This window comes from Larkinella ripae, assembly GCF_054780775.1.
Genome location: NZ_BAAGVR010000014.1, coordinates 396,399 through 419,115, shown reverse-complemented (window position 1 = coordinate 419,115; position 22,717 = coordinate 396,399). Strand labels below are relative to the sequence as shown.

The window sequence follows — 22,717 nt, the reverse complement described above, 5'->3', positions numbered from 1 at the left end:
CTTAGTTTTTGGTTGTGGCCTTGATGGTATACGCTGATTTGGTGTGATCGACCTCGACCCGTTCGATCGCCTTGGGGTCCAGTTTCTGAAATTCTTCCCGCGTAATGGTTTTGTCGTCCAGCATGTACACGGCCGGTTTTCCGTCGTAATCCACGCGGCCCGCCCGCTGGATTTTGTCACCCATGGCCTGCTGCCGGGTCGTGATCTGAACGACGCCGTATTTCCCTTCGTCGCCGTAAATACTGGTCGCCGAAGCCTCCTTCAGGACATTAATTGACTCGATGTCATGCGGTTGTACGGCCGCATTCAGGGTAGTCGATTTTATTTTTTTCCCGTCGACCAGAAACAGCGGTTGCGTGGCCGGATCGACGCCGGCCGTAATGTTGACGGTCTGATGGGTTTTCTCAGCGTCATCCATGAGCTGACCGGTTCGTTTATCCGGCTTGCCTTCGAGCATGAACTGAATGGGCAACACATACTGGACCGCCACCGGCTGACCGTTTTGCGTACCCGGTTTCCAGGCGGGCATTTTTCCGACAATCCGCACCGCTTCTTCGTCGCAGCCATCGCCAACCCCTTTTTTCACCCGGATGTTGTAGATCGAGCCGTTTGTTCCGATCGTAAACTGGACCAGCACCGTTCCGTCCGTGTTGTTGCGTTGAGCATCCGCCGGATACCGTAAATTCTGGCTTAGATACGCACCCAGCGCCGACCGCCCGCCCGGAAATTCCGGCATTTCCTCCACCACCGTAAAACCGTCTTTGGGCGCGTTCTTTGCCGCCGGGGGCGTTGTCGGAGCCGGAGCCGTTGCCGAGCGGGGCAAGGTCGCGTACCCCACCACCACCACGCGGTCGAGCGAAGAAACTTTAACGGCCAGGGTGAAATCCAGCGTCTTTTTGCCGGAAACCGCCTTTTCCTGGCTTTCAAAACCCACGTGGCTGGCCACAATCTGGGCATCGGACGGTACATCTTTCAATTCGTAGTGCCCCTCCGCATTGGTTTGGGCGCCACGGGTTGTGTTGCGAATGATGAGGGTGGCGTTGGCCAGCGGTTTTCCGTCGGAATCGGTCACGTTGCCCGAAACCGTTCCTTTTTCGTCGGCAACCGGCTGGATGACCAGGTTGGTGATTTCCTCCCGGGCGGTTGTCATCGCCAGCAGACTGAGCAACAGCGGCAGCACCAGCATGTATTTCCCCAGCGCCCAGCGGCTGGTGGTCCGGCGGTGCAGCATTTTGATGCGTTCTTTCAGCAGCGAAGGTTTGAAAAAACCATTTGTTACCGTATTCGGCTGAACGCCAAAGGCATAATTGACCAGAAACGTAGCGTACTGGTGTTTATCATCGGCCTGGGCGTCGGCCAGAAATTCGTGAACCTGCTGAATCGACTGTTTATACAACAGCAAAACCGGGTTGATCCAGAAGAAAAGCTGGACTACTTCGAGCAACAGCACATCCAGACTGTGCCACTGCCGGATGTGAATCAGTTCGTGGGCCACGATGGGGGTGTTGGTCGTTTGCGCATCCCGGCGGCACAGCACCAGATACCGGAAGAACGAAAAGGTCGGCACGCGCTCGTCGGACGGCAGCACCAGCGTATAATCGTCCACCTCGTGTTGTTCCGAACGCCGGATCAACCGCCCGATTCCCGTCACCTGAATCAGCAGCCGGAGCAGCAAAACCGTCGCTACCAGTCCATAGAATCCGTAACCAATCAGTTCCCAGTCCGGGCCGGTGGCTTCAACCGGGGCGGGAACGGCGACGGGCAGGCTAAAGACGACGGTCGGCACCGGAATGGTTTCGACGGTTTCGGTGGGCAGTTCAATAAACGGCAACACCAGCGAGAGCAAAATCGAGGCCAGCAGGTACGACCGGTTGAGCCGAAAAAAAGTATGTTTCCGGAGCCACAGCCAGTAGCAGCCGTAGAACAGCACCAGAAAAAGGTTTGCTTTCAGGAAATAGTCGAGCACCGGGTTCATGATTCTTTTTTACGGTTTAGGAGTTCGATGATTTCGTCGGTTTCTTTCAGGCTCAGGTTGCGGTCTTTGACGAAAAACGATACCAGCTTTTTCAGCGAGTTGTCAAAATAACCGGACATGAGCTGCTCCATTTCGAAGCGTTTGTATTCTTCCTCCGTGATCAGCGGATAGTATTCGTGCGTTTTGCCGTAGGCGCGGTAGCCCACGAGCCCTTTCTTTTCGAGAATGCGGATAATCGTCGAAACGGTATTGTAGGCGGGTTTGGGTTCGGGGAGTTCGGCCAGGACATCCTTGACAAATCCTTTCTCCAGTTTCCACAACACTTTCATGATTTCCTCCTCGGCATTGGTTAATTCGCGAACTTGCATAGAAACAGAATGATAAATAGCTGAATTGACTGAATCAAATGTATGACTAATGGTTTAGTTCTACAACTAATGTATTAGTTTTTTTGTTCAAAAAGTTTTCACTACGCATGAACGTTTCGATTTTCCTGGTTGCGCTGGCGTTATTCGGGTTTAATCGGCTTGGAAAGGCCGCTGATCCGGATTACCACACGGAACTCCCGATGGTTAGTCTGGAAGGCGAAACGCAGGGCACAACCTACCGGATCAGATACCGGGATGCGCAACAGCGGAACTTCAAAACGCAGATCGATTCAATTCTGACCTCGTTTGATCGCTGTTTGTCCACTTACCGGGTCGATTCGGAGATTTCCCGGTTTAACCGGACGGATGCCCACCGGTTTGAACGGCCTTATTTTTATCCGGTTCTGAAAAAATCCGCCGAGGTGCATCTGGCCACCCGGGGCGCTTTCGACCCCACCGTCAAACCGCTGGTAGAAGCCTACGAGCTGGGTAAAAAATCGCGCGAACCGTGGCTGCCGAATGTTGACTCATTGCTGCAATACGTTGGTTTCCAGTACATATCCTTTGATTCGGTATCGGTGCGGAAGCTGAAAAAAAACGTCCGGCTGGATTTCAATGCTCTCGCGCAGGGCTACACCGTCGATGTGCTGACGGCTTTTCTGGCATCCCGGGGAATTGATCGGTGCCTGGTGGAAGTGGGCGGAGAAGTTCGCTGCCGGGGCGAACGAAGCGAAGGCGAATGGTGGAAAGTCGGAATCGAGAGTCCGGTTCGGCCCGGCGGTTTTCAGACGACGGTTCGGATGGCGAACCGGGCGATGGCCACCTCGGGCACTTACCGCAATTATTACCGGCAAAACGGCGAAACGTTTGGGCATATCATCAACCCGAAAACCGGTTTTTCCCGGCCCGCTGCCCTGTTGAGTGCCACGGTTTTTGCCGCCGACGCCATGACCGCCGATGCCTTCGCCACGGCCTTTCTGGTGATGGGCCTGGAAGAAACCCGGCGTTTTCTGGCCCGGCACAAGGAGCTGGATGCTTACCTGATTTACAAAGACGAGAAGGGCGAGCTGAAAACCGTTGCGACCGCGGGCATCCAGGCTTTCATCGGTTCGTAGCGCGTCATTTTACTTCACCTGCCCCCGGCCGCTGCCCGGTTTTGGCCCACTGCCGCAGTTGATCAAAAACCGCTTCGGTTTGTTGGGGGGTGAAACGGCAGTGCCCCTGGCCGTCGGTAAATTTCATGACAAACAACTGATCGTTACCGGCCTGGCGGGCAATGGCGTCGTAGGCCGTGCCGTGTTCGGGCGGAATCAATTCGTCGTAGGTGGTGTGGACGAGCAAAACCGGGTCGCTGATTTTACCGCTAAACGTGGTGTAAGGACCCAGAAACGAGCGGGCCTTGGGCTGCGCCGTCAGCCGGATCGTCTTGCGGTTGACCAGGGCGTCGTCCGGAAAACCGCCGTAGAGCGTATTGGTATTGTCGAACGGATTGCCACCCGCTTGCTGGCTGATGTCGCGGTAGATTTCCTGAAAAAACCACAGAACACCGGGTAAGTCTTTGTATTTCACCGCAAACCGGCGGGCAAACTGCTGACCAGTCAGCGAATCCGCCCGTAGTTTTTGCTCAATCACGTCCGGTGCAACGGGCGGCCCGGCACCCGTTGCCAGCTTGTTCAGATTCAGCGTATTCGGAAAAAGACCGTCGAATGTCACCAGCAGCGCGAACAAATGAGTCTGGAGCGACTGGTATAAATGGCCCGAAATGGGACAGAAGGGCAGCGCGCCCTGGTAATGCTGCGGGTATTTTTCAATGGTCGCCAGCGTAATCATGCCACCCATGGAATGGCCGGTAATCAACGTGCTGTCGGGCTGACCGTATTTTTTTACAAAATACTGACGAAGCGCTTCCGTGTCGTCTACGCCCTCTGCCACGGCCCAGCCCTGCCGCCGGTAAGCCGATTGCGCCACCACGTATCCTTTTTTCAGAAAGGGAGCCATCCAGCCGCCACTCAGTTTCCCCGGTTTGTTGCTGATTACCTCGTACCCGTGCGCGTACAGAAGCAATCGTTTGGGCGCGCCGGCCTGATTCCAGTTGGCCGGAAAGTCAATCCGGTAGCGGGCTCCGCCGATGACGCCGGTATCGACGCGGGCCACCGATGCGGTTTGGCCTGCCGCCGTTACCGCCAGGCCAAGCAGGAAAGGAATGAAAATCAGTTTCATGGAAAGAGGTCGTTCGGAATACCAGACCGAGTTAACAGAACGGTTTGAGAAAAGCAAGGCGGTTTTCGGAAAACAAATGTTTGCGGCTCATCCGGCACCTTTTTTCACAGGATGGTTGTTCTGAACCAAGAGAACTTGCCGTTGATAACACGAACCATAATGAAGTTAAGCGTTTTAGATCAGTCACCAATTCGCAAAGGCAGCGATGCCCGCGAAGCCCTGCAGGAAACCGTGGCGCTGGCCAAACTGACGGAGGAACTGGGCTACACCCGGTTTTGGGTCTCCGAACACCATAATGTGACGTCCCTGGCCGGAACAACGCCGGAGATTTTGATTGCCCACCTGGCCGGCCAAACCCAATCGATCCGCGTGGGGTCGGGCGGGGTAATGTTGCCACACTACAGCGCCCTGAAAGTGGCCGAAAACTTCCGGATGCTGGAAGCGCTCTTTCCCGGCCGCATTGACCTCGGCATGGGCCGCGCGCCCGGTGGCGACCGCGTCACGGCCAGCCTGCTCAATCCGAACAATACGTTCAGCGAGCAGGATATGGTGCAGCAATTGTTTGATTTACAGAATTATCTGAACGACCGCTATGCGCCGGGTACGGTTCAGGCCAAGGTGCGGGCCATGCCGATTCCGCCTTCGGTGCCGGAGCAGTGGATGTTGAGTTCGACGGGCCATAGCGGGGTGCTGGCGGCTCATTTCGGCATGGGTTTTTCGTTCGCCCATTTCATCAATCCGCACGGCGGTCCGGAAGCCGTGGCGACGTACCGGGCCCGGTTTCAGCCGTCCGAAAACCTGGAAGAACCCCAGGCCAACGTGGCGGTTTTTGTTTTCTGTTCCAACGACCCCGACACGGTTCACCGGCAACAGGCCATGATCGACTACCGGTTTTTGCAGTACGAAACCCGTGGGCGCGTCGATGCGTTCAGTTACGACGACATTAGAAGCGTAGATTATTCACCCGCCGAAGAAGCCCGGATTCAGCACAACCGGCAACGGATGATCATGGGCAATGCGGAGGAGGTAAAAACCCAGTTGCTGAACTACGCCGACCGGTACGAAGTCGATGAACTGATGCTCGTCAATGTAGCCTCGGAGTTGGAAGAACGGCTGGAATCCTACCGTCTGCTGGCCGAGGTGTTTGAATTGAAAAGCGCGGTGGTTTGAGGGGTAGACGGTTTTCGGTTTTCAGTATACGGTTTTCGCCGGGCGCTGATCGGGACCGGGCGGCCGGCGCCGTTGTAATTACGATCCACTGCTTTACGGTGGGCTGACGCGTCCTTGTTACAGCTTGCGTCAGCCCACCGAAACGTCGGCCCGGCGAAAACCGCATACCGAAAACCTATTTCTTCTTGTACGCAATCCGGAAAATGCTGCCGCCCAGATCGTCGGAAACGTAGAGCGAGCCATCCGTTCCCTGAGCCAGGCCACAGGGGCGGTGCTGCACGGGACCGGTGGGCTTGGCCAGATCGATCCCGGCAAAATTATCGGCAAACACTTCCCACGGACCCGACGGTTTTCCGTTTTTGAACGGCACGAAAGCGACTAAATACCCTTTCTTCAACTCCGCCGACTGGCTGTGGAAGGCAATAAATGCCCCGTTCCGGTATTTCTCGGGAAACATCGTTCCAGTGTAAAACAGCAGGCCGTTCGGTCCTAAATGGGCCGGGAAAGCCGCCACCGGATTCATGGTTTTTTCGCCCCCGGTTTTTTTGCCGTCGCCCCCGTATTCGGGAGCCACTATTTTCTTCTTCTGAATGTGGTCGTAATAAATGTACGGCCAGCCCGCGTCTCCGCCTTTCTTCAGTTCGTACATCGTTTCGGCCGGTAATTCGTTGCTTTGCTGGGCGGTGTAATATTGCGGATAGAAATCGTGGAACTTGCCCCGGCCGTGCTGCATGACGAACAGCGAGTTGGTTTTCGTGTTCCAGTCCAGACCGACGACGTTTTTCAACCCCGTCGCAAACCGCACACCGTCGGTATACGACTGGTTGAGCCGGTTGGTTTTAAACTGCCAGATTCCGGCGGCTGAGTCCAGCAAGGGGCACGGCATCAGGCCTTTACCCGTTCCGGCTTCGCGGCAGGCATCGTTGTCCGACGCGATGTTGACGTAAATCATCGACTGGTTGTCCACCGCAATCGACTTGGATTGATCGCGCTCTTTCACCCGCAGGCCGGAGACGATTTTTTCCGGTTGTTCGGGCTGGATCACCTCGCCTTTGTCGTTCAACTCATACCGATACACGTCGCTGTTGGACGAGGCATACAGGTAGTTGTCCTTGATAAAAATGCCGGTACCGGGGTAGTCGCCAAAACCGGTTGTTTCGTCGATTTTGCCGTCTTGGTTCGTATCCCGAAGCCGGTAAATGCCCTTGCCGTCTTTCAGTTTGGCTAATTTGACGTAGAGATCGCCGTTTTTGCTCACGGCCATGTGCCGGGCTGCGCTCAGTTCGCTGGCCAGAATGGTGGCCGAAAAACCGGCGGGAAGCTTAATGGCCGTCGCATCGACGGTTTTTGGTTTTTTGTCGGAAAGGGGTGCCGGGTCAGTTGCCCAAACGGCGTTGAAGCCCGCTAGTGCACCAGTCAGGCAGATGGCCCGAAGAAATGTTCTTTTCATCGAAGGGTTTAGTGAGTAAATAGGGAACCGGAACCTAAAGATTGCTATTTTCTCCGTATTTTGGCAGACTCGCTCGATAAAATCATACTATTCCTACGATCATGACCGTAAACCGCCGAAATTTTCTTCACCAACTGGGTTTTGGCCTGGCTGGCTTCAGCCTGCTTTCTTCGCTGCCGACGGCGCTGGAGGCCCACCCGCTCCGGACGTTTCAACTGCCCCGCAGCCTGCCGGAAACCCAGGGTGTTTCGTCGGCCGGTTTGCTGGATTTTATCAACGCCGTGGAAGCGGGCAAACTGAACCTGCACAGCCTGATGGTGGTTCGGCACGGTAAAGTCGTGGCCGAAGGCTGGTGGGCACCCTACGCGCCCGCCCTCAAACATACGCTGTATTCGCTCAGCAAAAGCTTTACCTCCTCGGCCATCGGTCTGGCGGTTGCCGAAAAAAAGCTGACGGTGGAGGACAAAGTCGTGTCGTTTTTTCCAAACGAGGTGCCGGCCACGGTCAGCCCCAATCTGGCGGCCATGCGCGTGAAGGATTTGCTATCGATGGCCACCGGCCACGACAAGGATTCAACGGGTTCGCTCCGTTCTGACCCGGACAAAAACTGGGTGAAAGCGTTTCTGGCCTTGCCGGTCGAGCACGAACCCGGAACCTTCTTCGTCTACAACAGCGGGGCCACGTACATGCTGTCGGCCATTATTCAGAAAGTAACCGGCCAGAAGCTGGTGGATTACCTAAAACCCCGGCTCTTCGATCCGCTGGGCATCGAAGGCGCCGACTGGGAAACCGACCCGAACGGCATTGCCACCGGCGGCTGGGGCCTGCGCGTGCGGACGGAAGATATCGCGAAATTCGGGCAGTTATACCTGCAGAAAGGCCTGTGGAACGGCAAACAACTGCTGCCCGCAACTTGGATCGCGGACGCGACCAAGTTTCAGATTCAGTCGAAAGGCGGCTCGCGCCCGAAGGAAGAAAACGACTGGCTGCAGGGCTACGGATACCAATTCTGGCGGTGTCGGAACGGAGCGTACCGGGGCGATGGGGCCTACGGACAGTATTGCATCGTGCTGCCGAAAGAAGATGCGGTTATTGCCATTACCAGCGAAACCAGCAACATGCAGGGCATTCTGGATGAGGTCTGGAAGCACATTCTCCCGGCCATGCAGCAAACCCCGGTGGCCGCTAAACCGTCGCCCCTGAAGCAAAAACTGGCGTCGCTGGCGTTGCCGCTGCCCACCGGACAGGTGACCTCGCCGACCGCTGCCCGCGTAAGCGGAAAACCGTATCAGATTGCCGACAACAGCCTGAACATCACCCGGGTTTCGCTGGCGTTCCAGAACGGTTCCGGCGTCTGTACGTTGCAGGACGATAAGGGTGAACACCGGGTCGTTTGCGGTTTGGGCAGCTGGAAAGAGGGCGATACGGATTTATCGACGGTGCCGCTTAAACTGGTGCCGACCTCGGTTCCGAAAGAAACCAAAACGAAAATTGCCGCCAGCGGAGCCTGGAGCGACGAAAACACCTTTACAATGACGTGGCGGTTTATCGAAACCGCGCATTACGAGAACGTCGTCTGCCGGTTTTCGGGCGACGACCTGCAACTCGAATTCCAGAAGAGCCTGGCGGTCCTGACCAACAGCAAAGACAACCGCCCGGCGCTGAACGGGAAGTTGGTGGCCGCCGTCTCGCAGGGGAAATAGCGGTTTTTAGTAGGCCACCAGCAGCTTCACCACTTGCGACTTTACGAATAAATCTTTGCTTTTAACTCTTTTACAGAATCGTGATTTTGAGACTTGTGTATTTTTGAAGCTGTTTGAAATCGGCCTTGTTGAAGGTGTAAAGCTCTTCGCAATACGTCTCCGCAATGGCGGTATGCAGACAATCATTCAGATGTTGGAAGCCGATTTTTGTGGCCAATTCTTTGCCTCGTAGGAACTGCTCAGCCCCGTAATTAACGCGCGTTTGTAGCAAGAGGTCGCCAATCATGGGATTGATTCTGGCGTGGTCAACCTTCAATTTTGCAAGCACGAACGCTACTTCCTGAAGGCATAGGAAAGAGATGAAAACTGGTCGTTTTCGGATGCTTCCTGATAAATCCGAATGGACTGCTGGTGTTTTGAGGGATCTTGCTCAATGAGATAATGAATCAAAACATCCGTATCGAAGTAAATCATAGCGGAGTGTCATTCACTTCGTTCGCCAAAGCAGATAAGTCGAGGTTAGGATCAACTTGGACGGTGCTGAGTTTTTTACGGTGTTCTTCCATTCTTTTGAAAATTTCTTTTTGACTAACGGCCTGGAAAGGTTCGGAGTCTTCGATGATAATTTTCACGTTACGGTTGCCAAACTTCGTTTTGGCTGCGGTAAGCATATGTTCAATAAATTGGGCGGTAATCTTGCCCGCATTGATTTCAAAAGTCTGTTGCATGGCCATTCTCAATTTTTCAAAGATACCTATTCCTGTCAATACGTCAAACCACTCCAGCGACTGTAAACCGGGCTGCAACGCCCTGCTGGCGGTTTACGGATAGCTAATTACTCACCAGCAGCTTCACCACTTGCGACTGCCCGGCGGTGGAAAACCGCAGCAGGTACAAACCAGGGGCGGTTTTCAGGCTGATCGGCACGGGTCCCGACGGCGGACGGGCGTAGAATTGGCTGAACATGGTGCGACCCAGATTGTCCAGAATGTCGAGTCGCCCCGAGCGGAAACCGGCGGGCCATTCCACCCAAAAAGTTTCTTTTCCGGGGTTGGGATACACAGTTAAGAATCTCAAAACGGGCTCGACGGCCGTGAGCATCATCGGGTCCGACTCGTTGTAGCACCCCTGGTCCGTTACGCGGACTAGATAGGTTCCGGCGCCCGGATTGCGCAGAAACGGACGGGTCGAATCCGGCAGGAGTTTGCCGTCGCGAAACCACTGGTTATTGACCGGGCTGCTCGACCGAAAACCGTCGCTTTCGAGCGTCACGGTCGGTTTGGGCGGTTTGGGTTTGAACGCCATCGTCACATAATCGGACGTTGGGCCTTCCAGGTTTCCGCGTTTGGGCCGCACGGCTACCGAAGCACTTTGCTTGACAATCCGCGTGGCGCTGGTGGTCACCACGGCCGGACCCTCTTTCACCAGCCAGGTGTAGGAACTGAAATTTTCGGGCGCTTTCAGGATCACACTGTCGCCCGTACAAAGCACAGCGGGTCCGGTGACGGATAAGACCGGCTGCTCGATCCGGATCGAAACCGGCCTGGACAAAACCGAGCACCCCTCTTTGGCAACTTTGACGGTATAGTCGCCCAGAATAAAGGCCGTGACGGTATCCTGCGTCGTTTCCCGCCAGCGTTCGCCGTTGATGTACCAGTTAAAAACCGGTGTGAAGGCCCCCGCGGGCGTGACCCGCAGCCGGTAGCGGTCCGGGAACGTCTCAACGGTAACAACCGGGGTTTCGGGACCCGGTTTTTCCGTAATGGTTAAACGGTCGCTGCTGACTTCCTGCCCGCACATTTTGGCCTTTGCCGTATAAAAACCGCCCTGCGTGACCACCAGCCGGTTTTGCCCGGCGGCACTGATTTCCTGATCGTTGCGGAACCAGCGGTAATCGCTGAAATGGGGTGAGAGGTTCAGCGTAACCGTATCGCCGGGACAAAGCGCAACCTGACCCACGGCCTCAATCACCAGCGGTTCCGGGTTTGTACAGGGCGGGTCGAGCAGCAGCAACGGGTCGCCCAACGGATACTGAACCGTGTTGAAGGAATAGCCGGAGCGGTAGGCATCGCTGACGTAAGCGCCTTTCACCAACGCCTGGAAGGCGCCGTTTTCCCTGAATCGGTCCAGAAGCGGAGACTGATCGTCGTAGACGACGCTGCCAATCGGGGTCGAATACGAATTGACAAAGAGCGTGTTGCCTTTGTCGAGGTAAACACCGGCCAGATAATCCTGAAAATCAACGTTTCCGACCGAACAGGCCGTAAAATCAAAGAGCAGCGTGTTGAGCTTTCCGAGCTGATGGATTTCCGTCGGCGTAATCCCGTAGTAGTGCCGGGTCGGTTCGCCGTGCCCGTTGTAGTAGGCGATTTCGTACGAATTGCTGCCTAATTTGCTGAGGTAATCCGCCTGCCAGATCGGGTCCGTTCCGTGGTAGTTGGCGCCGTATTTCCGGGGCACATTGATCGTATCGTTTTGGGTCCAGCGGCCGCTCAACTGCTCGATCTGGTGCGGATAGGTGCCGTCGTTGTAGAACGTATCGGCCAGCAACACCTTCCGGTCGAATTTGATTTTGCCGGTTTTAAACTGATGCAGCTTTTCAAAATACCGCAAAATATACGCCCTGCCTTCTTCCGGACGGGTGGGCACCACCGCGCCGTACGAAATATCGGACAGGCTTGACTGAAAAATAACGGGTGTTCGGTCATTCGGGATGGGCGCGCTGCCGACCCGCTGGCAGTCGTATCGGCGGTTAATGAACGTATTTTCCTGCGTGTCGAACGGGAAATCCTGCGTCAGAATTTTGGTGTAGACCCCCAAACTGGAAAACCAGTTCTGCATGCCCGGAAGTGGCTGGTTGGTCTGGGGGTCCAGAACGTCGGAGCGGGTGGTGGCGCTGGGAATGCGCCCGATAAAAAACAAATACTGCAGGGGCGCTTCGGCGTCGTAATACCTGGCCTTGATTTTCTCGTAAAGCTGCCCTTTCTCGGCGGGATTGGCCGAAAGGTAGGTCTGCTCAAACACAAGCGCAGGGTCGGCGCGGATTGCGTCGGTTTTGTAGACCGTTAACGCCTGCTGAACCTGCGCATCGTTTTCGTAGGCCTGATCCAGCACCAGCAGCACTTTTTTGGATTTTTGGGGCGCCGTTCCGGTTTTGTAATGCACCTGCGCCGTTTCGTCCCCACCGCAGCCGCTGAAATGATAGAGGGTGAAATAATAGTCGGTTTTTTCTTTCAGGCCCCCGACCGGTACCTGCATCGTTCGGGTTGCCTTGTTGATGGCTTTGTAGGAAATGAAGATGCTTTCGCTGGGAGCCCGAAATTCGGGGGACGTTTTGATGATCAGTACCAACGAACTGATGCTGTCCAGATTCAGATCGGCCCCGAACGAAACCGACAGCGTCACGGCGTTGGTGGGGCGTCGGGCATCGTCCGCAATGGAGACAACGGCGCTTTGAGCCTTACGGCTGGCCGAAAACCGGGGCGGGGCGGTTGGCCGGATCTGGTAAAAACCGCTTTTGTCCAGATGCAGCGAAACGCTCTGGCCGAAAAGGCTGGGCGCACCGGTCAGCAGGAAACAGAAACACAGCAAGCCGCTCGCAAACCCGCTGCGGATTCCGGGAAAACGAAATTGCCCGCGTCGGTTCGATAGAAATTCTGCCATACCTACAGGACACCGATTGCGGGTTTAGGGTTGGATCAACAGGGGATAAAATTACAATTTTAGCTCCTTATAATCCAACGGATGCAAATGCGAACAGAAACCGCAATGGCGTTCATTGCTGACTGTTTTTAATCAGCGTCGCGTAAAACCGAATCATGTTCTGGTAGTCCCGGATGCGGATGCGCTCGTTGGTGCCGTGGATGCGCTGCGTGTCTTCGTCGTCCATGGGTGTGGGCGAAAACCGGAAAATCTGCGGACAAACGCGGGCGAAAAACCGGGAATCGGTGCCGCTCAAGGTCAGGTACGGGGTGACGATGGTTTCGGGAAACACGCCCTTGATCGTCTGGTGAATCCGTTCAAAACCGGGCGCGTTCGGGTCGGAAACCGGCGAGGGCTGGCTGATGAATTTTTCCAGAACCTTGACCTGAATCCGCTCATCGTCAATGACTTCCTCAACGTGCTGTTTGACCGTTTCCACAGTTTCGCCGGGCAAAATCCGGAAGTTGATGGTTGCGGTGGCGTCAATCGGCAGCACGTTGTCTTTCACCCCGGCCTGAAAAATCGTGGGCGCGGTCGTCGTTCGCAGGGTGGCATTGCCGGAATTGGATTGCGACATGATGCGGGTAATCAGGGGCGCGAACAGCCACTGGTTGGCAAACACAATCCGCTGGCCGAACGGCATTTCGGGGCCGATGTAGGTAAACATCTGGTCCAGGCCGGCATCCAGCCGCGCCGGAAACGGATTTTTTTCCAGCTTGCTGACCGCTTCGGCCACCAGACCGATGCTGGTTTGTTTGGGCGGCATCGACGAATGACCGCCTTTGCTGACGGTCGTTATTTCGATGCTGGCGTAGCCTTTTTCGCCGATTCCGATGAGGGCAACCGGTTTGCTCAGGCCGGGAATTCCGTCGGTTTTGAGCACTCCCCCTTCGTCCAGCACGTATTCGAGCGTGATTTTCCGCCGTTCCAGTTCGGCCGCCATCGTCTGGGCGCCCCGAAAACCGGTCACCTCTTCGTCCTGACCATACGCCAGCATCATCGTCCGCTCGGGCTGAAAACCGGTGCTCAACAGCCATTCAACGGCTTCGAGCTGGGCCAAAACGCTGCTTTTGTCGTCCAGTGTCCCCCGCCCGTACAGAAAACCGTCTTCGATCAATCCGGCAAACGGCGGCCGTTTCCACATCGTTTGCGTTCCCTGAATCACCGGAACCACATCGTAATGGCCCATTAGCAAAACCGGTTTCAGCGCCGGATTGCGGCCTTTCCATTCGTACAGCAAACCGTAGCGGTTAAACGTCTCGCGTTTGAGCTGGCGGTGAATCCGGGGAAACGAGAGTTGCAGCAGGCTCAGAAATTTCTCGAACTGCGTGGTGTCGGTCAGCGCGTAATCGGTAAACGAAACCGTGCGTAATTGCAGGGCTTTCACCAGGCGACCAACGGCCGAATCACCGGCCGAAACGGCGGGCGCAGGCGCTACGCCCGTCAGTTGCTTCGACGAAAACCGGAGCGTGTTGATGAGCAAAATAACCAGCAGGACCAGCAGTCCGAGCACTACCCAGCGGAGTCGTTTCATGGTTCAGATCATTCCCCGGGCTTTCAGTTCGAGGTATTTATTGACGGTGTCGGCGGTCAGGTTCTGCGGGTCGGTGAGAATGGCCTGAATACCGTATTTTTGTAACTCTTTGACAATCTGTTTCTTTTCGTAATAAAACTTCTCGGCGATGGTTTTCTGGTAAATCTCCTCGGTCGTGTTCGCCGGGTCGGTGAGCAAACTTTTCAACTCGGTATTCTCAAAAAAGACCACGATCAGGAGGTGATCCTTCGCCAGCCGGCGCAGGTACGGCATTTGCCGCAGCAGCGCGTTTACGGTTTCAAAATTAGTGAAAAGGAGCAGCAAACTCCGCTGGCGAATGTGTTGCCGGATGCTGGTGTACAGGGCTTCGTAGTCCGACTCCAGAAACCGGGTTTTCTGCCGGTAGAGCACCTCCAGAATTTTCTGCATATGCCCCGGACGACGCTCGGCGGCCACCAGTTGCCCGACCCGGTCCGCGAACGTCAGCAGCCCGGCGCGGTCCTGTTTGAGCAGGGCAATGTTGCTCAGTACGAGCGACGCGTTGATGGCATAATCCAGCAGACTCAAGCCGGCAAACGGCGATTTCATGACGCGCCCCTTGTCGATCAGGCAGTAAATGGCCTGCGAGCGTTCATCCCGGAAGGCGTTCACCATCAGGTCGCTCCGGCGGGCGGTGGCTTTCCAGTTGATCGTCCGCACGTCGTCGCCCCGGCTGTAAGTCCGCACCTGCTCGAACTCCATGCTGTGCCCCAGCCGCCGGACTTTTTTGATGCCAATTTCGGACAGCCGGTTCGAAATCGCCAGCAGCTCGTACTGGCGCATTTGCAGGAACGACGGAAAAACCGCTACGGTTTTGTCCTGCGAAAAATGGTACCGCCGTTTCAGCAGCCGCAGGGGCGTCATGGCGTACACGTTCACGGCGCCGAAGCTGTATTCTCCGCGTTTGGTGGGCCGCAGTTCGTAGCGCAGCGCCTGGGTTTCGTTGGGTTGCAGCGTGGCCGTAAACAACACGTCGCGTTTCTGAAACTGGAACGGAATTTCGTCGATGATTTCGACCTGCGCCGGAAACGGATAGCGGTTTTCGAGGTAGATTGTCACCGGATTTTCGTCGCCGTTCGACAGCCGCTCGGGCAGTTCGCGCCGGGCAAAAAAAGCCGCCCGTTTGCTCCGGTTTCGGAACAGCAAAACGGCATCCAGCAGACACAAGGCCACAAAAACCGCCAGCGCCAGCCGGGCCAGCGGGAAAAGCACCGGAAACACGTAGGCCGTGATGAACAGCACCACGAAGCCGATCAGCATCAGCCAGACGCGGGTCGAGACGTAGAGCGCGCGGACGGTTTTCATCGGGGTACCTCAATCTTCTGCACCACCTGCCCGATTACTTCGTCCGCCGTGCCGCCTTCCATCTCGCGTTCGGGCGTGAGCAGTATGCGGTGGCGCAAAACCGGCCCGGCCAGCTCCTGCACGTCTTCGGGCGTGACGAAATCGCGGCCCCGGAGCGTCGCCAGCGCCTTGGCACTGTTCAGCAGGGCCACCGAAGCCCGGGGAGAAGCGCCCAGAAACAGCGATGGGTTGGTGCGCGTGTGCTGCACAATCTGGGCAATGTATTCAAACAGCTTATCCTCGATGTGCACCTGGTGGACCTGGGTCCGCAGCGCCTGCAACTGTTCGGCGGTCAGTGCCGATTGCACCGCTTCGACGGCGTCGGCCAGGCTGCGCCGTTCGTGGTGGCCTTTCAAAATGTTGATTTCTTCCGGAATGGTGGGGTAACCGACCACGATTTTAAACAAAAACCGGTCGAGCTGGGCTTCGGGCAGACGATACGTCCCTTCCTGTTCGACGGGATTTTGCGTGGCCAGCACCAGAAACGGATCGGCCAGGGGGTGGGTGATGCCGTCGTTGGTGACCTGCCGTTCTTCCATGACCTCGAACAGAGCCGCCTGCGTTTTGGCCGGGGCGCGGTTGATCTCGTCAATCAGGACGATGTTGGCGAAAATGGGTCCGCGCCGGTATTCAAAATCCGTGGTTTTCGGGTTGAAAATGGACGTTCCGAGCACATCGGACGGCATCAGGTCGGGCGTGAACTGAATGCGGCTGAAATCAACCGAAATGGTTTTCGCCAGCAGTTTGGCCATCAGCGTTTTGGCCACGCCCGGAACCCCCTCGATCAGCACGTGGCCGTCGGCCAGCAAGGCCGTCAGCAGCAGGTCGATGGCTGACGTCTGGCCAATAATGACCCTGCCCATTTCGGTGCGGATGGCCTCAACGGCGGTTTTCAGGGTGGTTAAATCCAGGCGGTTTTCGTAGGGAGACATGGTGTGAAAAGGCGGTTAGGCTTTCGCATTGACATAAAATTTTTCAATCAGTTCATTCAGCCGCAGCAGGTCGTACTCGCTCATCATCTGCTGTTGGGAAAAGGCAATCTGGCGAAACAGCGCCTGCACATCCGAGTCCGAAACGCCACTTTTGCGGGCCAGCGTCTGCTTGAATTCTTCGTCCGGTCTGGAGGTGTCCAGGCCAAACTGCTCCCGAACATACGCCCGAAAATACTGAATCTTTTTCTGGGCCAGGTTGCTGTGATCAGCCCGCTGGTAATACAGCTGTCCCACGGTTTTGACAAATTCCAGCGAGGTGTTTTTGGGCGGCTCGACCACCGGAATGATGCGTTGCGTGCGCTTTCCGGCCAAAAAAACGTACAGCAGCAGCCCCACAATCGTCAGGTAGTAAGCCCACGTCAACGGCGGCTGGGTCAGAACGTAGCGCAGGAGCGACTGTTCGCTTTCGTCGAAACGGCCCTGTTTCTGGTATTCGTCCCAGAAAGTCGGTTGCGGGGGCAGATACGACAGCGCCTTGTAGGCGTAATCGGCGGTGGCGGAGTCCAGAACGTAAAAATTGGTGAAAGCCAGCGGCAGGTTGTGGATGTAGAAATCGCCCTTGCCGTACCTGATTTTCAGGAAAATCGGCTCGTTCCGGGCGTTGCGCCCCAGCACCGTGGTGTGGGCGGCTTTCGTGGTGACGAGAAAATTCCGCCCGTCGTCGTGCCGGAAATGGTAATCGGGGCGGTTTTTCAACGCCGGATTGGTGAAGTTCATCCCCAGGGTCGTGTCGCGCAGCGAGGGAGTTTTCAGATCCGCCCGGAAGCCCAGCAGCCGACCCAGCGAATCCGGAAATTCGTAGGCCGACAGAAAAACCGTATTGCCCCGCTGCACGTACGCCAGCAGCTTCTCGCGGTCGAAACGGCTCAGGCGCAGGAAATGACACACAAAAATATACGTGCTGCGGGCGGGCAAAGTGCTGTCCGACAAGTGGTTAAAAGTCGGTTTTCGCAGGCTCGTGACGGGTTGCCGGTTCAGCAGGTCGGGCAGCAGATCGAACACCACTTTCGTGCCGAACGGGATCTTATCCTTGTTGCTGTACGTCGGGTTCCAGTTGATGGGCTTCGGGCGGTAGTATTCAAACAACCCATAAGCCACCACGGTAGCGAGCAGAAAAAGCAAGTATTTATTCGGTTTCAAACGGTAATGGTTTGTTTCTTGCAGGACGACAGAACGGCTGGCGCTGGCATCCGGGCAATTGATGACGATTCAATCAGCTCGCGGGTTTTGGTGCAAGTTATACGAAGTTAGAAACCCGCAACCAAACAAATTTTTATAACTTTCCTGCTTTCCATGCAAAATCATTGATTTATGAAAAAAGTCCTGTGGATTATCGGCATCATTGCGGTTTTGGTCGTCGTTGCTTTTTTGGGAATTCGTTCGTACACCAAGTCGTCCAGCCCGGAGGCTACTGCCGAAATTAACCAGAATGGCGTTCAGGTAAAAGTAGAATATTGTCAGCCTTATAAAAAAGGCCGTAAAATTTTCGGCGGCTTGGTGCCCTATGGCGAAGTCTGGCGGACGGGGGCCAACGAAGCGACCCTCATTACGCTGGAACAGAACGTGACCGTGGCGGGTCAGCCGCTCGACGAAGGCGAGTATTCGCTCTGGACCGTGCCGTCGGAAGGCAGCTGGGTGGTGATTTTCAACCGCGAAACCGGCCAGTGGGGCACGGATTACGACCAGGCCAAAGACGTGTTGCGGGTGCCGGTGGTGGCCCGCAAACGCAATGCCGTCGCCGAACAGTTTTACATCAGTTTTGCACCGCAAGCGGGGGGCACCGATATGCTGCTGGCCTGGGATCAGACCGAAGCTCTGGTGCCGATTCGGGTGCGGGCAAACGAATAAAACCGCCCCATCAGTTGAACGGGCCGATGCGTCGGAAGTCGGCCAACCCTGAATGCATGAAGGATCTTGCCCTCATTTTCTGTCTTTTCGGGATGGTCCGGACCGGCTTTGCGCAGTCGGACTCAGCGGCCCGGCCGCTGAGTCCGCGCCTTGCCAATTACCAGATCCGGGTTCAGCTTGACACCCAAACCCGGCGGCTGGAGGGCACCGAAACGCTGGTCTGGAAAAATCCATCCACGGACGTGATTCGGGAATTGCAGTTTCACCTCTACCTGAACGCTTTTCGCGACGACCAGTCGACGTTCATGCGCGAGTCGGGCGGCCAGTTGCGGGGCGAATTCATCGACCGGGATGAGGCCGAATCCTACGGGTCCGTCGATATTCTGTCGATAAAAGCCCGGGCGGGTGCCGCCGGCAGGGGGGAGGATCTGACGGACTACTACCGATTTTTTCAGCCCGACGATGGCAACCGCGCCGACCGGACCGTGATCCGGGTGCCGCTTCGCCAGCCGGTTGGCCCCGGTCAGACCATCACGCTTGACATTGCTTTTCGGGCCAAACTGCCCCGGATTTTTGCCCGGACCGGTTACAGCCGGGATTTTTTTCTGGTGGCGCAGTGGTTTCCCAAAATTGGCGTTTATGAACCCGCCGGGACCCGCTCGGCGAAAGAAGGCCGGTGGAATTGCCACCAGTTTCATGCGCATTCGGAGTTTTACGCGGATTACGGCGTCTATGAAGTGACGCTGACGACACCCCGGCAATTCCGGATCGGTGCGACCGGCCAGTTGAAAAATGAGCGACAGAACGCCAACGGCACGAAAACCCAGCGCTGGTACGCGGAGGATGTTGTCGATTTTGCCTGGACTGCTTCGCCGGATTTCGCGGTTTTCGACGACCGCTGGCGGCACGTTGCCATTCGCGCCCTGATGCAGCCCGAACACGCCAGCCAGGCGCAGCGGCACATCGACGCGGCCAAAACCGCCCTGGCCTATTTCGATAAACACCTCGGCCGCTATCCATTTACCACCCTGACCATCGTTGATCCGCCCGTCTGGGCGCTGGGCGCGGCCGGCATGGAATACCCGACGTTCATCACGGCCGGAACAAGCTGGGGCATGCCGGCCGGTTGGCGGCTGCCCGAGCAGGTAACCATTCATGAGTTTGGGCACCAGTATTTTATGCAACTGCTGGCGACGAACGAGTTTGAGGAAGCCTGGATGGACGAGGGCATCAACCAGTATTACGAAGGCCGGATTATGGACGAAACCTACGGACCGAAAGCCTCCATCATCGATCTGTTCGGTTACCGGATGGGGAACCTGGAAGCGTCGCGCGATTATTATGTTCACCTCGATCAGCCGGCAATTGAACCTGCGTTTGGCAATGTCTGGCAGCTTCCCGATGCCTATTACGGCGAACTGATTTACTTCAAACCCGCCACCTGGCTGCGGACGCTCGACGGGCTGGTGGGTCGCCCGGTGATGGACGAAATCATGCGGACGTATTTTAACCGCTGGAAGTTCAGGCACCCCGGCAGCGCAGACTTTATTGCGATTGTCAACGAAATTGTCAAAAAACGGCTCGGAAACCGCCTTGGCGCAGACATGAACTGGTTTTTTGATCAGCTGCTGTACGGCAACCGGGTGTGTGATTACGAATTAAATGCCGTTCGTAACCGGCCGCAGGGAGAAGGGTACCAATCGGAAGTGACGGTTTTTCGGCGGGGCGATGCGCAACTGCCCGTGGAGGTGCTGGTGCATTTTGCGGACGGAGCCGAACGGCTGCTGCGGTGGGATGGCCAGGCCCGCAACCACACGTTTGTCGTGACGCACCCAACCCGCGCGGAATGGGCTCACGTCGATCCCCAGCAGAAAATCTACATCGATACCAATCTGAACAACAATAGTTACACGACCCGGCCGTCCGCCCTCCCGGCGGCCAAATACGCGGCCAAGCTGCTCTTCTGGGTGCAGAACTGGATGCAGTGGCTGATGTGGCTGGTTTGACGGAGAGAAGGATGAATGATTGATGATGAACGATGAATGTTTTTTTGAGACAGGATGGTGATTGTTAATTCATTTTGGGTGACGGTGCGTTCGTGGCGGCTGGTGTTGTGGCTGTACGGAAGCGGTTTCTTGCTGGGCTTGCTGATGCTGTTACCGGCGTATGCGGCTCTGCGCCAGGAAACCGGTTTTTCGCGGGAATACCTGAAAGTACTGGACGGTTTTGATTACACGGTTTATACCGATTTCAGGCAGTACCACGGGTCGGTGATCAACCCTTTGCTGACACTCGGTTTCTGGCTCGGCGTTCTGTATTTGGTTCTCGGACTCTTTGTTTCGGGCGGTATTTTAGGGCAGGTTTCGGGTGCGTCGGGTCGTTGGCAACCCTTCCGGGTGGGGCGGTTTCTGGCCGTTGGTGCGCATTATTTCGGGCGGTTTTTTCGCTTGTTTCTGTGGACCGGCGGTTTTCTGGCGCTGGCGGCTTTGCTTTTTGGGCTGGTTGGGGGCCTGGTCCTGTCCGGGCTGAGTGAGGTGCTGAATGAGCAGGAAATGATTTATATGCTGCTCGGATTTTCCCTGCTCTTTTCCCTGGTGGCCCTGGTGGTGCTGTGCGCCGGCGATTACGCCAGAATCCTGCTGTTTCGCGAGGATACCACCCGGACGCTCGCGGCACTGCGGCAGGCGCTGCGGCTGGTGCTGGCTGATTTTCGAGTAATTTTTGGTTTATATCTGCTTCTGATGAGTATGGGAGGGGGCGGTTTTGCTATTTACCTATGGATTGATTCCTGGATTGAGAGCCGTGACTGGCCGGGCCTGCTGGCGGTGTTCGCGGTTCAGCAGGTTTTTATTTTTTCAAGACAGTTTCTGAAGGTTTGGACGCTGGCCACCGCCACCCAGGTGCTCGCAAACCGCCCGCACCAACCGACTATTTATCAATCCGTTTAGCGGCCTGAAGCGCAATCGGTGCTACCTTTGTGCAGTCGTGGCGAAATCGGTATCTTGCCATCTTTTATTTTATCCTAACTTCCTTTGACCAAACGAATGCAGTCCACTGTTCCTCCTCCACCGAAAGTTTCGTATAAAGCCTTATTCGGTCTCCCCGTTATTGTAGCCGCTTTGGGCTATTTTGTAGACATCTACGATCTGCTGCTGTTTGGGATTGTGCGCGTTCCGAGTCTGAAAGAGTTGGGATTGAACGACGAGCAGATTTCCAGCGTCGGAGCCAACATCATCAACTGGCAGATGGGCGGTTTACTCATTGGCGGTATTCTCTGGGGCGTTCTGGGCGATAAACGCGGGCGGCTATCGGTGCTGTTCGGGTCCATTCTGACCTACTCCATCGCCAACATTGCCTGCGGTTTTATCGACCGGGTTACGTTCATGAACCCCACCGATTATTACGCCCTGATGCGGTTTGTGGCCGGCGTCGGGCTGGCGGGCGAACTGGGCGCGGGCATCACGCTCGTCTCGGAAGTGTTGCCGAAGCAACTGCGGGCCATCGGGACGTCGCTGGTGGCCGGGGTTGGGCTGTTCGGGGCGGTTTTTGCGTATTTCACCGTCGAGTTGTTCAACTGGCAAAATGCGTTTTTTGTGGGTGGGGCCATGGGCATCGGCCTGCTGCTGCTGCGGGTTGGCGTCATCGAATCCGGGATGTTCACGCAGGTGTCGGAACAGCGCGAGGTTGAAAAAGGAAATTTCTTCGCGTTTTTTACCAACAAAAACCGGTTTTCACGCTACATGAAGTGCATCGGAATCGGGTTGCCAACCTGGTTTGTGATCGGTATTCTGGCCACGTTCAGCAATGAATTCGGCAAAGCATTCGGGATTACGGAGCCCGTCAAACCGGGTCTGACCATCATGTGGTGCTACGTGGGGCTGGCCTTCGGCGATCTGGCGAGTGGTGTCATCAGCCAGGGACTGCGGTCGCGCAAGCAGGCGGTGGCGCTGTTGATGGGGTTCACGTTGCTGGTCAGCCTGGTTTATATCTTCGTGATGCCCAAAACCGTAACGGGCCTGTACATGTATTTCCTGGCGATGGGATTCGGAATCGGCTACTGGGCCATGTTTGTCACCATCGGCGCGGAACAGTTCGGAACCAACCTGCGGGCGACTGCGGCCACCACCGTGCCAAACATGGTGCGCGGCATGGTCATTCTGATGACAAGCCTGTATACATCTCTTAAACCGTCGATTGATGTGGTCAATGCGGGGGTCGTGGTCGGCGTTCTCAGTTTCGCGATCGGTTTTTACTCCATTCTGACCATTCCCGAAACGCACGGCAAAGATTTAAATTATTTGGAGGAATAAGGAATGAAATGATGAATGTAAAATGATGAATATCAAATGTAGAAGTAGTCAGAAGCCCTTAA

The 22,717-nt window shown here is 56.0% G+C and carries 18 protein-coding genes; 7 read left to right on the top strand and 11 right to left on the bottom strand.

The annotated features are described in order from the left end of the window. Position 1: 1 nt before the first annotated feature. Both ACYVHX_RS08550 and ACYVHX_RS08545 read right to left on the bottom strand, forming a co-directional pair. Positions 2-1,975, bottom strand: coding sequence for a M56 family metallopeptidase (locus ACYVHX_RS08550; RefSeq protein ID WP_460671217.1), 1,974 nt, complete (start codon positions 1,973-1,975; stop codon positions 2-4). Then, positions 1,972-2,343: a BlaI/MecI/CopY family transcriptional regulator gene (locus tag ACYVHX_RS08545; protein ID WP_460671216.1), complete on the bottom strand. Its 372-nt coding sequence runs from the start codon at positions 2,341-2,343 to the stop codon at positions 1,972-1,974. The genes ACYVHX_RS08550 and ACYVHX_RS08545 overlap by 4 nt, the downstream gene beginning before the upstream one ends. A gap of 107 nt (positions 2,344-2,450) precedes the next feature. Between ACYVHX_RS08545 and ACYVHX_RS08540 the strand changes: the two genes are divergently transcribed. Next, positions 2,451-3,458 carry an FAD:protein FMN transferase gene (locus tag ACYVHX_RS08540; protein WP_460671215.1) on the top strand — a complete coding sequence of 336 codons (1,008 nt, stop codon included), beginning with the start codon at positions 2,451-2,453 and terminating at the stop codon, positions 3,456-3,458. A 4-nt stretch (positions 3,459-3,462) separates the two neighbouring features. Here the strand turns inward: ACYVHX_RS08540 and ACYVHX_RS08535 are convergent, their stop codons facing one another. Then, positions 3,463-4,563 (bottom strand): alpha/beta fold hydrolase, encoded by a 1,101-nt coding sequence (locus ACYVHX_RS08535; protein WP_460671214.1) that lies wholly within the window; start codon positions 4,561-4,563, stop codon positions 3,463-3,465. 159 nt (positions 4,564-4,722) lie between these two features. Here ACYVHX_RS08535 and ACYVHX_RS08530 point away from each other — a divergent pair, with 159 nt between their 5' ends. After that, positions 4,723-5,733: an LLM class flavin-dependent oxidoreductase gene (locus tag ACYVHX_RS08530; RefSeq protein WP_460671213.1), complete on the top strand. Its 1,011-nt coding sequence runs from the start codon at positions 4,723-4,725 to the stop codon at positions 5,731-5,733. 175 nt (positions 5,734-5,908) lie between these two features. Here the strand turns inward: ACYVHX_RS08530 and ACYVHX_RS08525 are convergent, their stop codons facing one another. Further along, positions 5,909-7,183 (bottom strand): PQQ-dependent sugar dehydrogenase, encoded by a 1,275-nt coding sequence (locus ACYVHX_RS08525; RefSeq protein WP_460671212.1) that lies wholly within the window; start codon positions 7,181-7,183, stop codon positions 5,909-5,911. A gap of 101 nt (positions 7,184-7,284) precedes the next feature. On the opposite strand from ACYVHX_RS08525, the gene ACYVHX_RS08520 reads away from it, so the two are divergent. Then, positions 7,285-8,886 carry a serine hydrolase domain-containing protein gene (locus tag ACYVHX_RS08520; RefSeq protein WP_460671211.1) on the top strand — a complete coding sequence of 534 codons (1,602 nt, stop codon included), beginning with the start codon at positions 7,285-7,287 and terminating at the stop codon, positions 8,884-8,886. Between the two features lie 70 nt (positions 8,887-8,956). On the opposite strand, the gene ACYVHX_RS08515 is transcribed toward ACYVHX_RS08520, so the two are convergent. The 7 genes from ACYVHX_RS08515 to ACYVHX_RS08485 all read right to left on the bottom strand — a co-directional run bounded on the left by ACYVHX_RS08515 (position 8,957) and on the right by ACYVHX_RS08485 (position 17,637). Next, positions 8,957-9,247: a hypothetical protein gene (locus tag ACYVHX_RS08515; RefSeq protein ID WP_460671346.1), complete on the bottom strand. Its 291-nt coding sequence runs from the start codon at positions 9,245-9,247 to the stop codon at positions 8,957-8,959. A gap of 109 nt (positions 9,248-9,356) precedes the next feature. Then, positions 9,357-9,692 carry a hypothetical protein gene (locus ACYVHX_RS08510; protein WP_460671210.1) on the bottom strand — a complete coding sequence of 112 codons (336 nt, stop codon included), beginning with the start codon at positions 9,690-9,692 and terminating at the stop codon, positions 9,357-9,359. A 25-nt stretch (positions 9,693-9,717) separates the two neighbouring features. Beyond that, entirely contained in the window at positions 9,718-12,549 is a 2,832-nt protein-coding gene (locus ACYVHX_RS08505) for a T9SS type A sorting domain-containing protein (protein ID WP_460671209.1), read from the bottom strand. A gap of 112 nt (positions 12,550-12,661) precedes the next feature. Further along, positions 12,662-14,122 (bottom strand): M20 family peptidase, encoded by a 1,461-nt coding sequence (locus ACYVHX_RS08500; RefSeq protein WP_460671208.1) that lies wholly within the window; start codon positions 14,120-14,122, stop codon positions 12,662-12,664. 3 nt (positions 14,123-14,125) lie between these two features. After that, a complete protein-coding gene (locus tag ACYVHX_RS08495) occupies positions 14,126-15,466 on the bottom strand; it encodes a DUF58 domain-containing protein (RefSeq protein WP_460671207.1) in 1,341 nt (446 codons plus the stop codon). Further along, on the bottom strand, positions 15,463-16,437 hold the full coding sequence (locus ACYVHX_RS08490) for an AAA family ATPase (RefSeq protein ID WP_460671206.1): 975 nt from the start codon (positions 16,435-16,437) through the stop codon (positions 15,463-15,465). The genes ACYVHX_RS08495 and ACYVHX_RS08490 overlap by 4 nt, the downstream gene beginning before the upstream one ends. A gap of 15 nt (positions 16,438-16,452) precedes the next feature. After that, positions 16,453-17,637: a DUF4350 domain-containing protein gene (locus tag ACYVHX_RS08485; RefSeq protein ID WP_460671205.1), complete on the bottom strand. Its 1,185-nt coding sequence runs from the start codon at positions 17,635-17,637 to the stop codon at positions 16,453-16,455. Between the two features lie 171 nt (positions 17,638-17,808). Between ACYVHX_RS08485 and ACYVHX_RS08480 the strand changes: the two genes are divergently transcribed. The 4 genes from ACYVHX_RS08480 (at position 17,809) to ACYVHX_RS08465 (ending at position 22,655) form a co-directional block, all read left to right on the top strand. Continuing rightward, the gene (locus ACYVHX_RS08480) at positions 17,809-18,345 is read left to right on the top strand and encodes a DUF2911 domain-containing protein (RefSeq protein ID WP_460671204.1); all 537 of its coding nucleotides are present in this window, start codon (positions 17,809-17,811) and stop codon (positions 18,343-18,345) included. A gap of 56 nt (positions 18,346-18,401) precedes the next feature. Next, a complete protein-coding gene (locus tag ACYVHX_RS08475) occupies positions 18,402-20,351 on the top strand; it encodes a M1 family metallopeptidase (RefSeq protein WP_460671203.1) in 1,950 nt (649 codons plus the stop codon). 54 nt (positions 20,352-20,405) lie between these two features. Next, positions 20,406-21,293, top strand: a complete 888-nt coding sequence (locus ACYVHX_RS08470) for a hypothetical protein (protein ID WP_460671202.1) — start codon at positions 20,406-20,408, stop codon at positions 21,291-21,293. 96 nt (positions 21,294-21,389) lie between these two features. Beyond that, complete coding sequence (locus ACYVHX_RS08465; RefSeq protein WP_460671201.1) at positions 21,390-22,655, top strand: MFS transporter; 1,266 nt, start codon at positions 21,390-21,392, stop codon at positions 22,653-22,655. The last annotated feature ends 62 nt before the right edge of the window (positions 22,656-22,717 follow it).

Coding starts and splice junctions, on each gene's coding strand:
- ACYVHX_RS08535 (WP_460671214.1), bottom strand. CDS start 4,563: ATGAAACTGATTTTCATTCCTTTCCTGCTTGGCCTGGCGGTAACGGCG.
- ACYVHX_RS08495 (WP_460671207.1), bottom strand. CDS start 15,466: ATGAAAACCGTCCGCGCGCTCTACGTCTCGACCCGCGTCTGGCTGATG.
- ACYVHX_RS08525 (WP_460671212.1), bottom strand. CDS start 7,183: ATGAAAAGAACATTTCTTCGGGCCATCTGCCTGACTGGTGCACTAGCG.
- ACYVHX_RS08490 (WP_460671206.1), bottom strand. CDS start 16,437: ATGTCTCCCTACGAAAACCGCCTGGATTTAACCACCCTGAAAACCGCC.
- ACYVHX_RS08505 (WP_460671209.1), bottom strand. CDS start 12,549: ATGGCAGAATTTCTATCGAACCGACGCGGGCAATTTCGTTTTCCCGGA.
- ACYVHX_RS08475 (WP_460671203.1), top strand. CDS start 18,402: ATGAAGGATCTTGCCCTCATTTTCTGTCTTTTCGGGATGGTCCGGACC.
- ACYVHX_RS08540 (WP_460671215.1), top strand. CDS start 2,451: ATGAACGTTTCGATTTTCCTGGTTGCGCTGGCGTTATTCGGGTTTAAT.
- ACYVHX_RS08465 (WP_460671201.1), top strand. CDS start 21,390: ATGCAGTCCACTGTTCCTCCTCCACCGAAAGTTTCGTATAAAGCCTTA.
- ACYVHX_RS08550 (WP_460671217.1), bottom strand. CDS start 1,975: ATGAACCCGGTGCTCGACTATTTCCTGAAAGCAAACCTTTTTCTGGTG.
- ACYVHX_RS08520 (WP_460671211.1), top strand. CDS start 7,285: ATGACCGTAAACCGCCGAAATTTTCTTCACCAACTGGGTTTTGGCCTG.
- ACYVHX_RS08470 (WP_460671202.1), top strand. CDS start 20,406: ATGGTGATTGTTAATTCATTTTGGGTGACGGTGCGTTCGTGGCGGCTG.
- ACYVHX_RS08480 (WP_460671204.1), top strand. CDS start 17,809: ATGAAAAAAGTCCTGTGGATTATCGGCATCATTGCGGTTTTGGTCGTC.
- ACYVHX_RS08530 (WP_460671213.1), top strand. CDS start 4,723: ATGAAGTTAAGCGTTTTAGATCAGTCACCAATTCGCAAAGGCAGCGAT.
- ACYVHX_RS08545 (WP_460671216.1), bottom strand. CDS start 2,343: ATGCAAGTTCGCGAATTAACCAATGCCGAGGAGGAAATCATGAAAGTG.
- ACYVHX_RS08500 (WP_460671208.1), bottom strand. CDS start 14,122: ATGAAACGACTCCGCTGGGTAGTGCTCGGACTGCTGGTCCTGCTGGTT.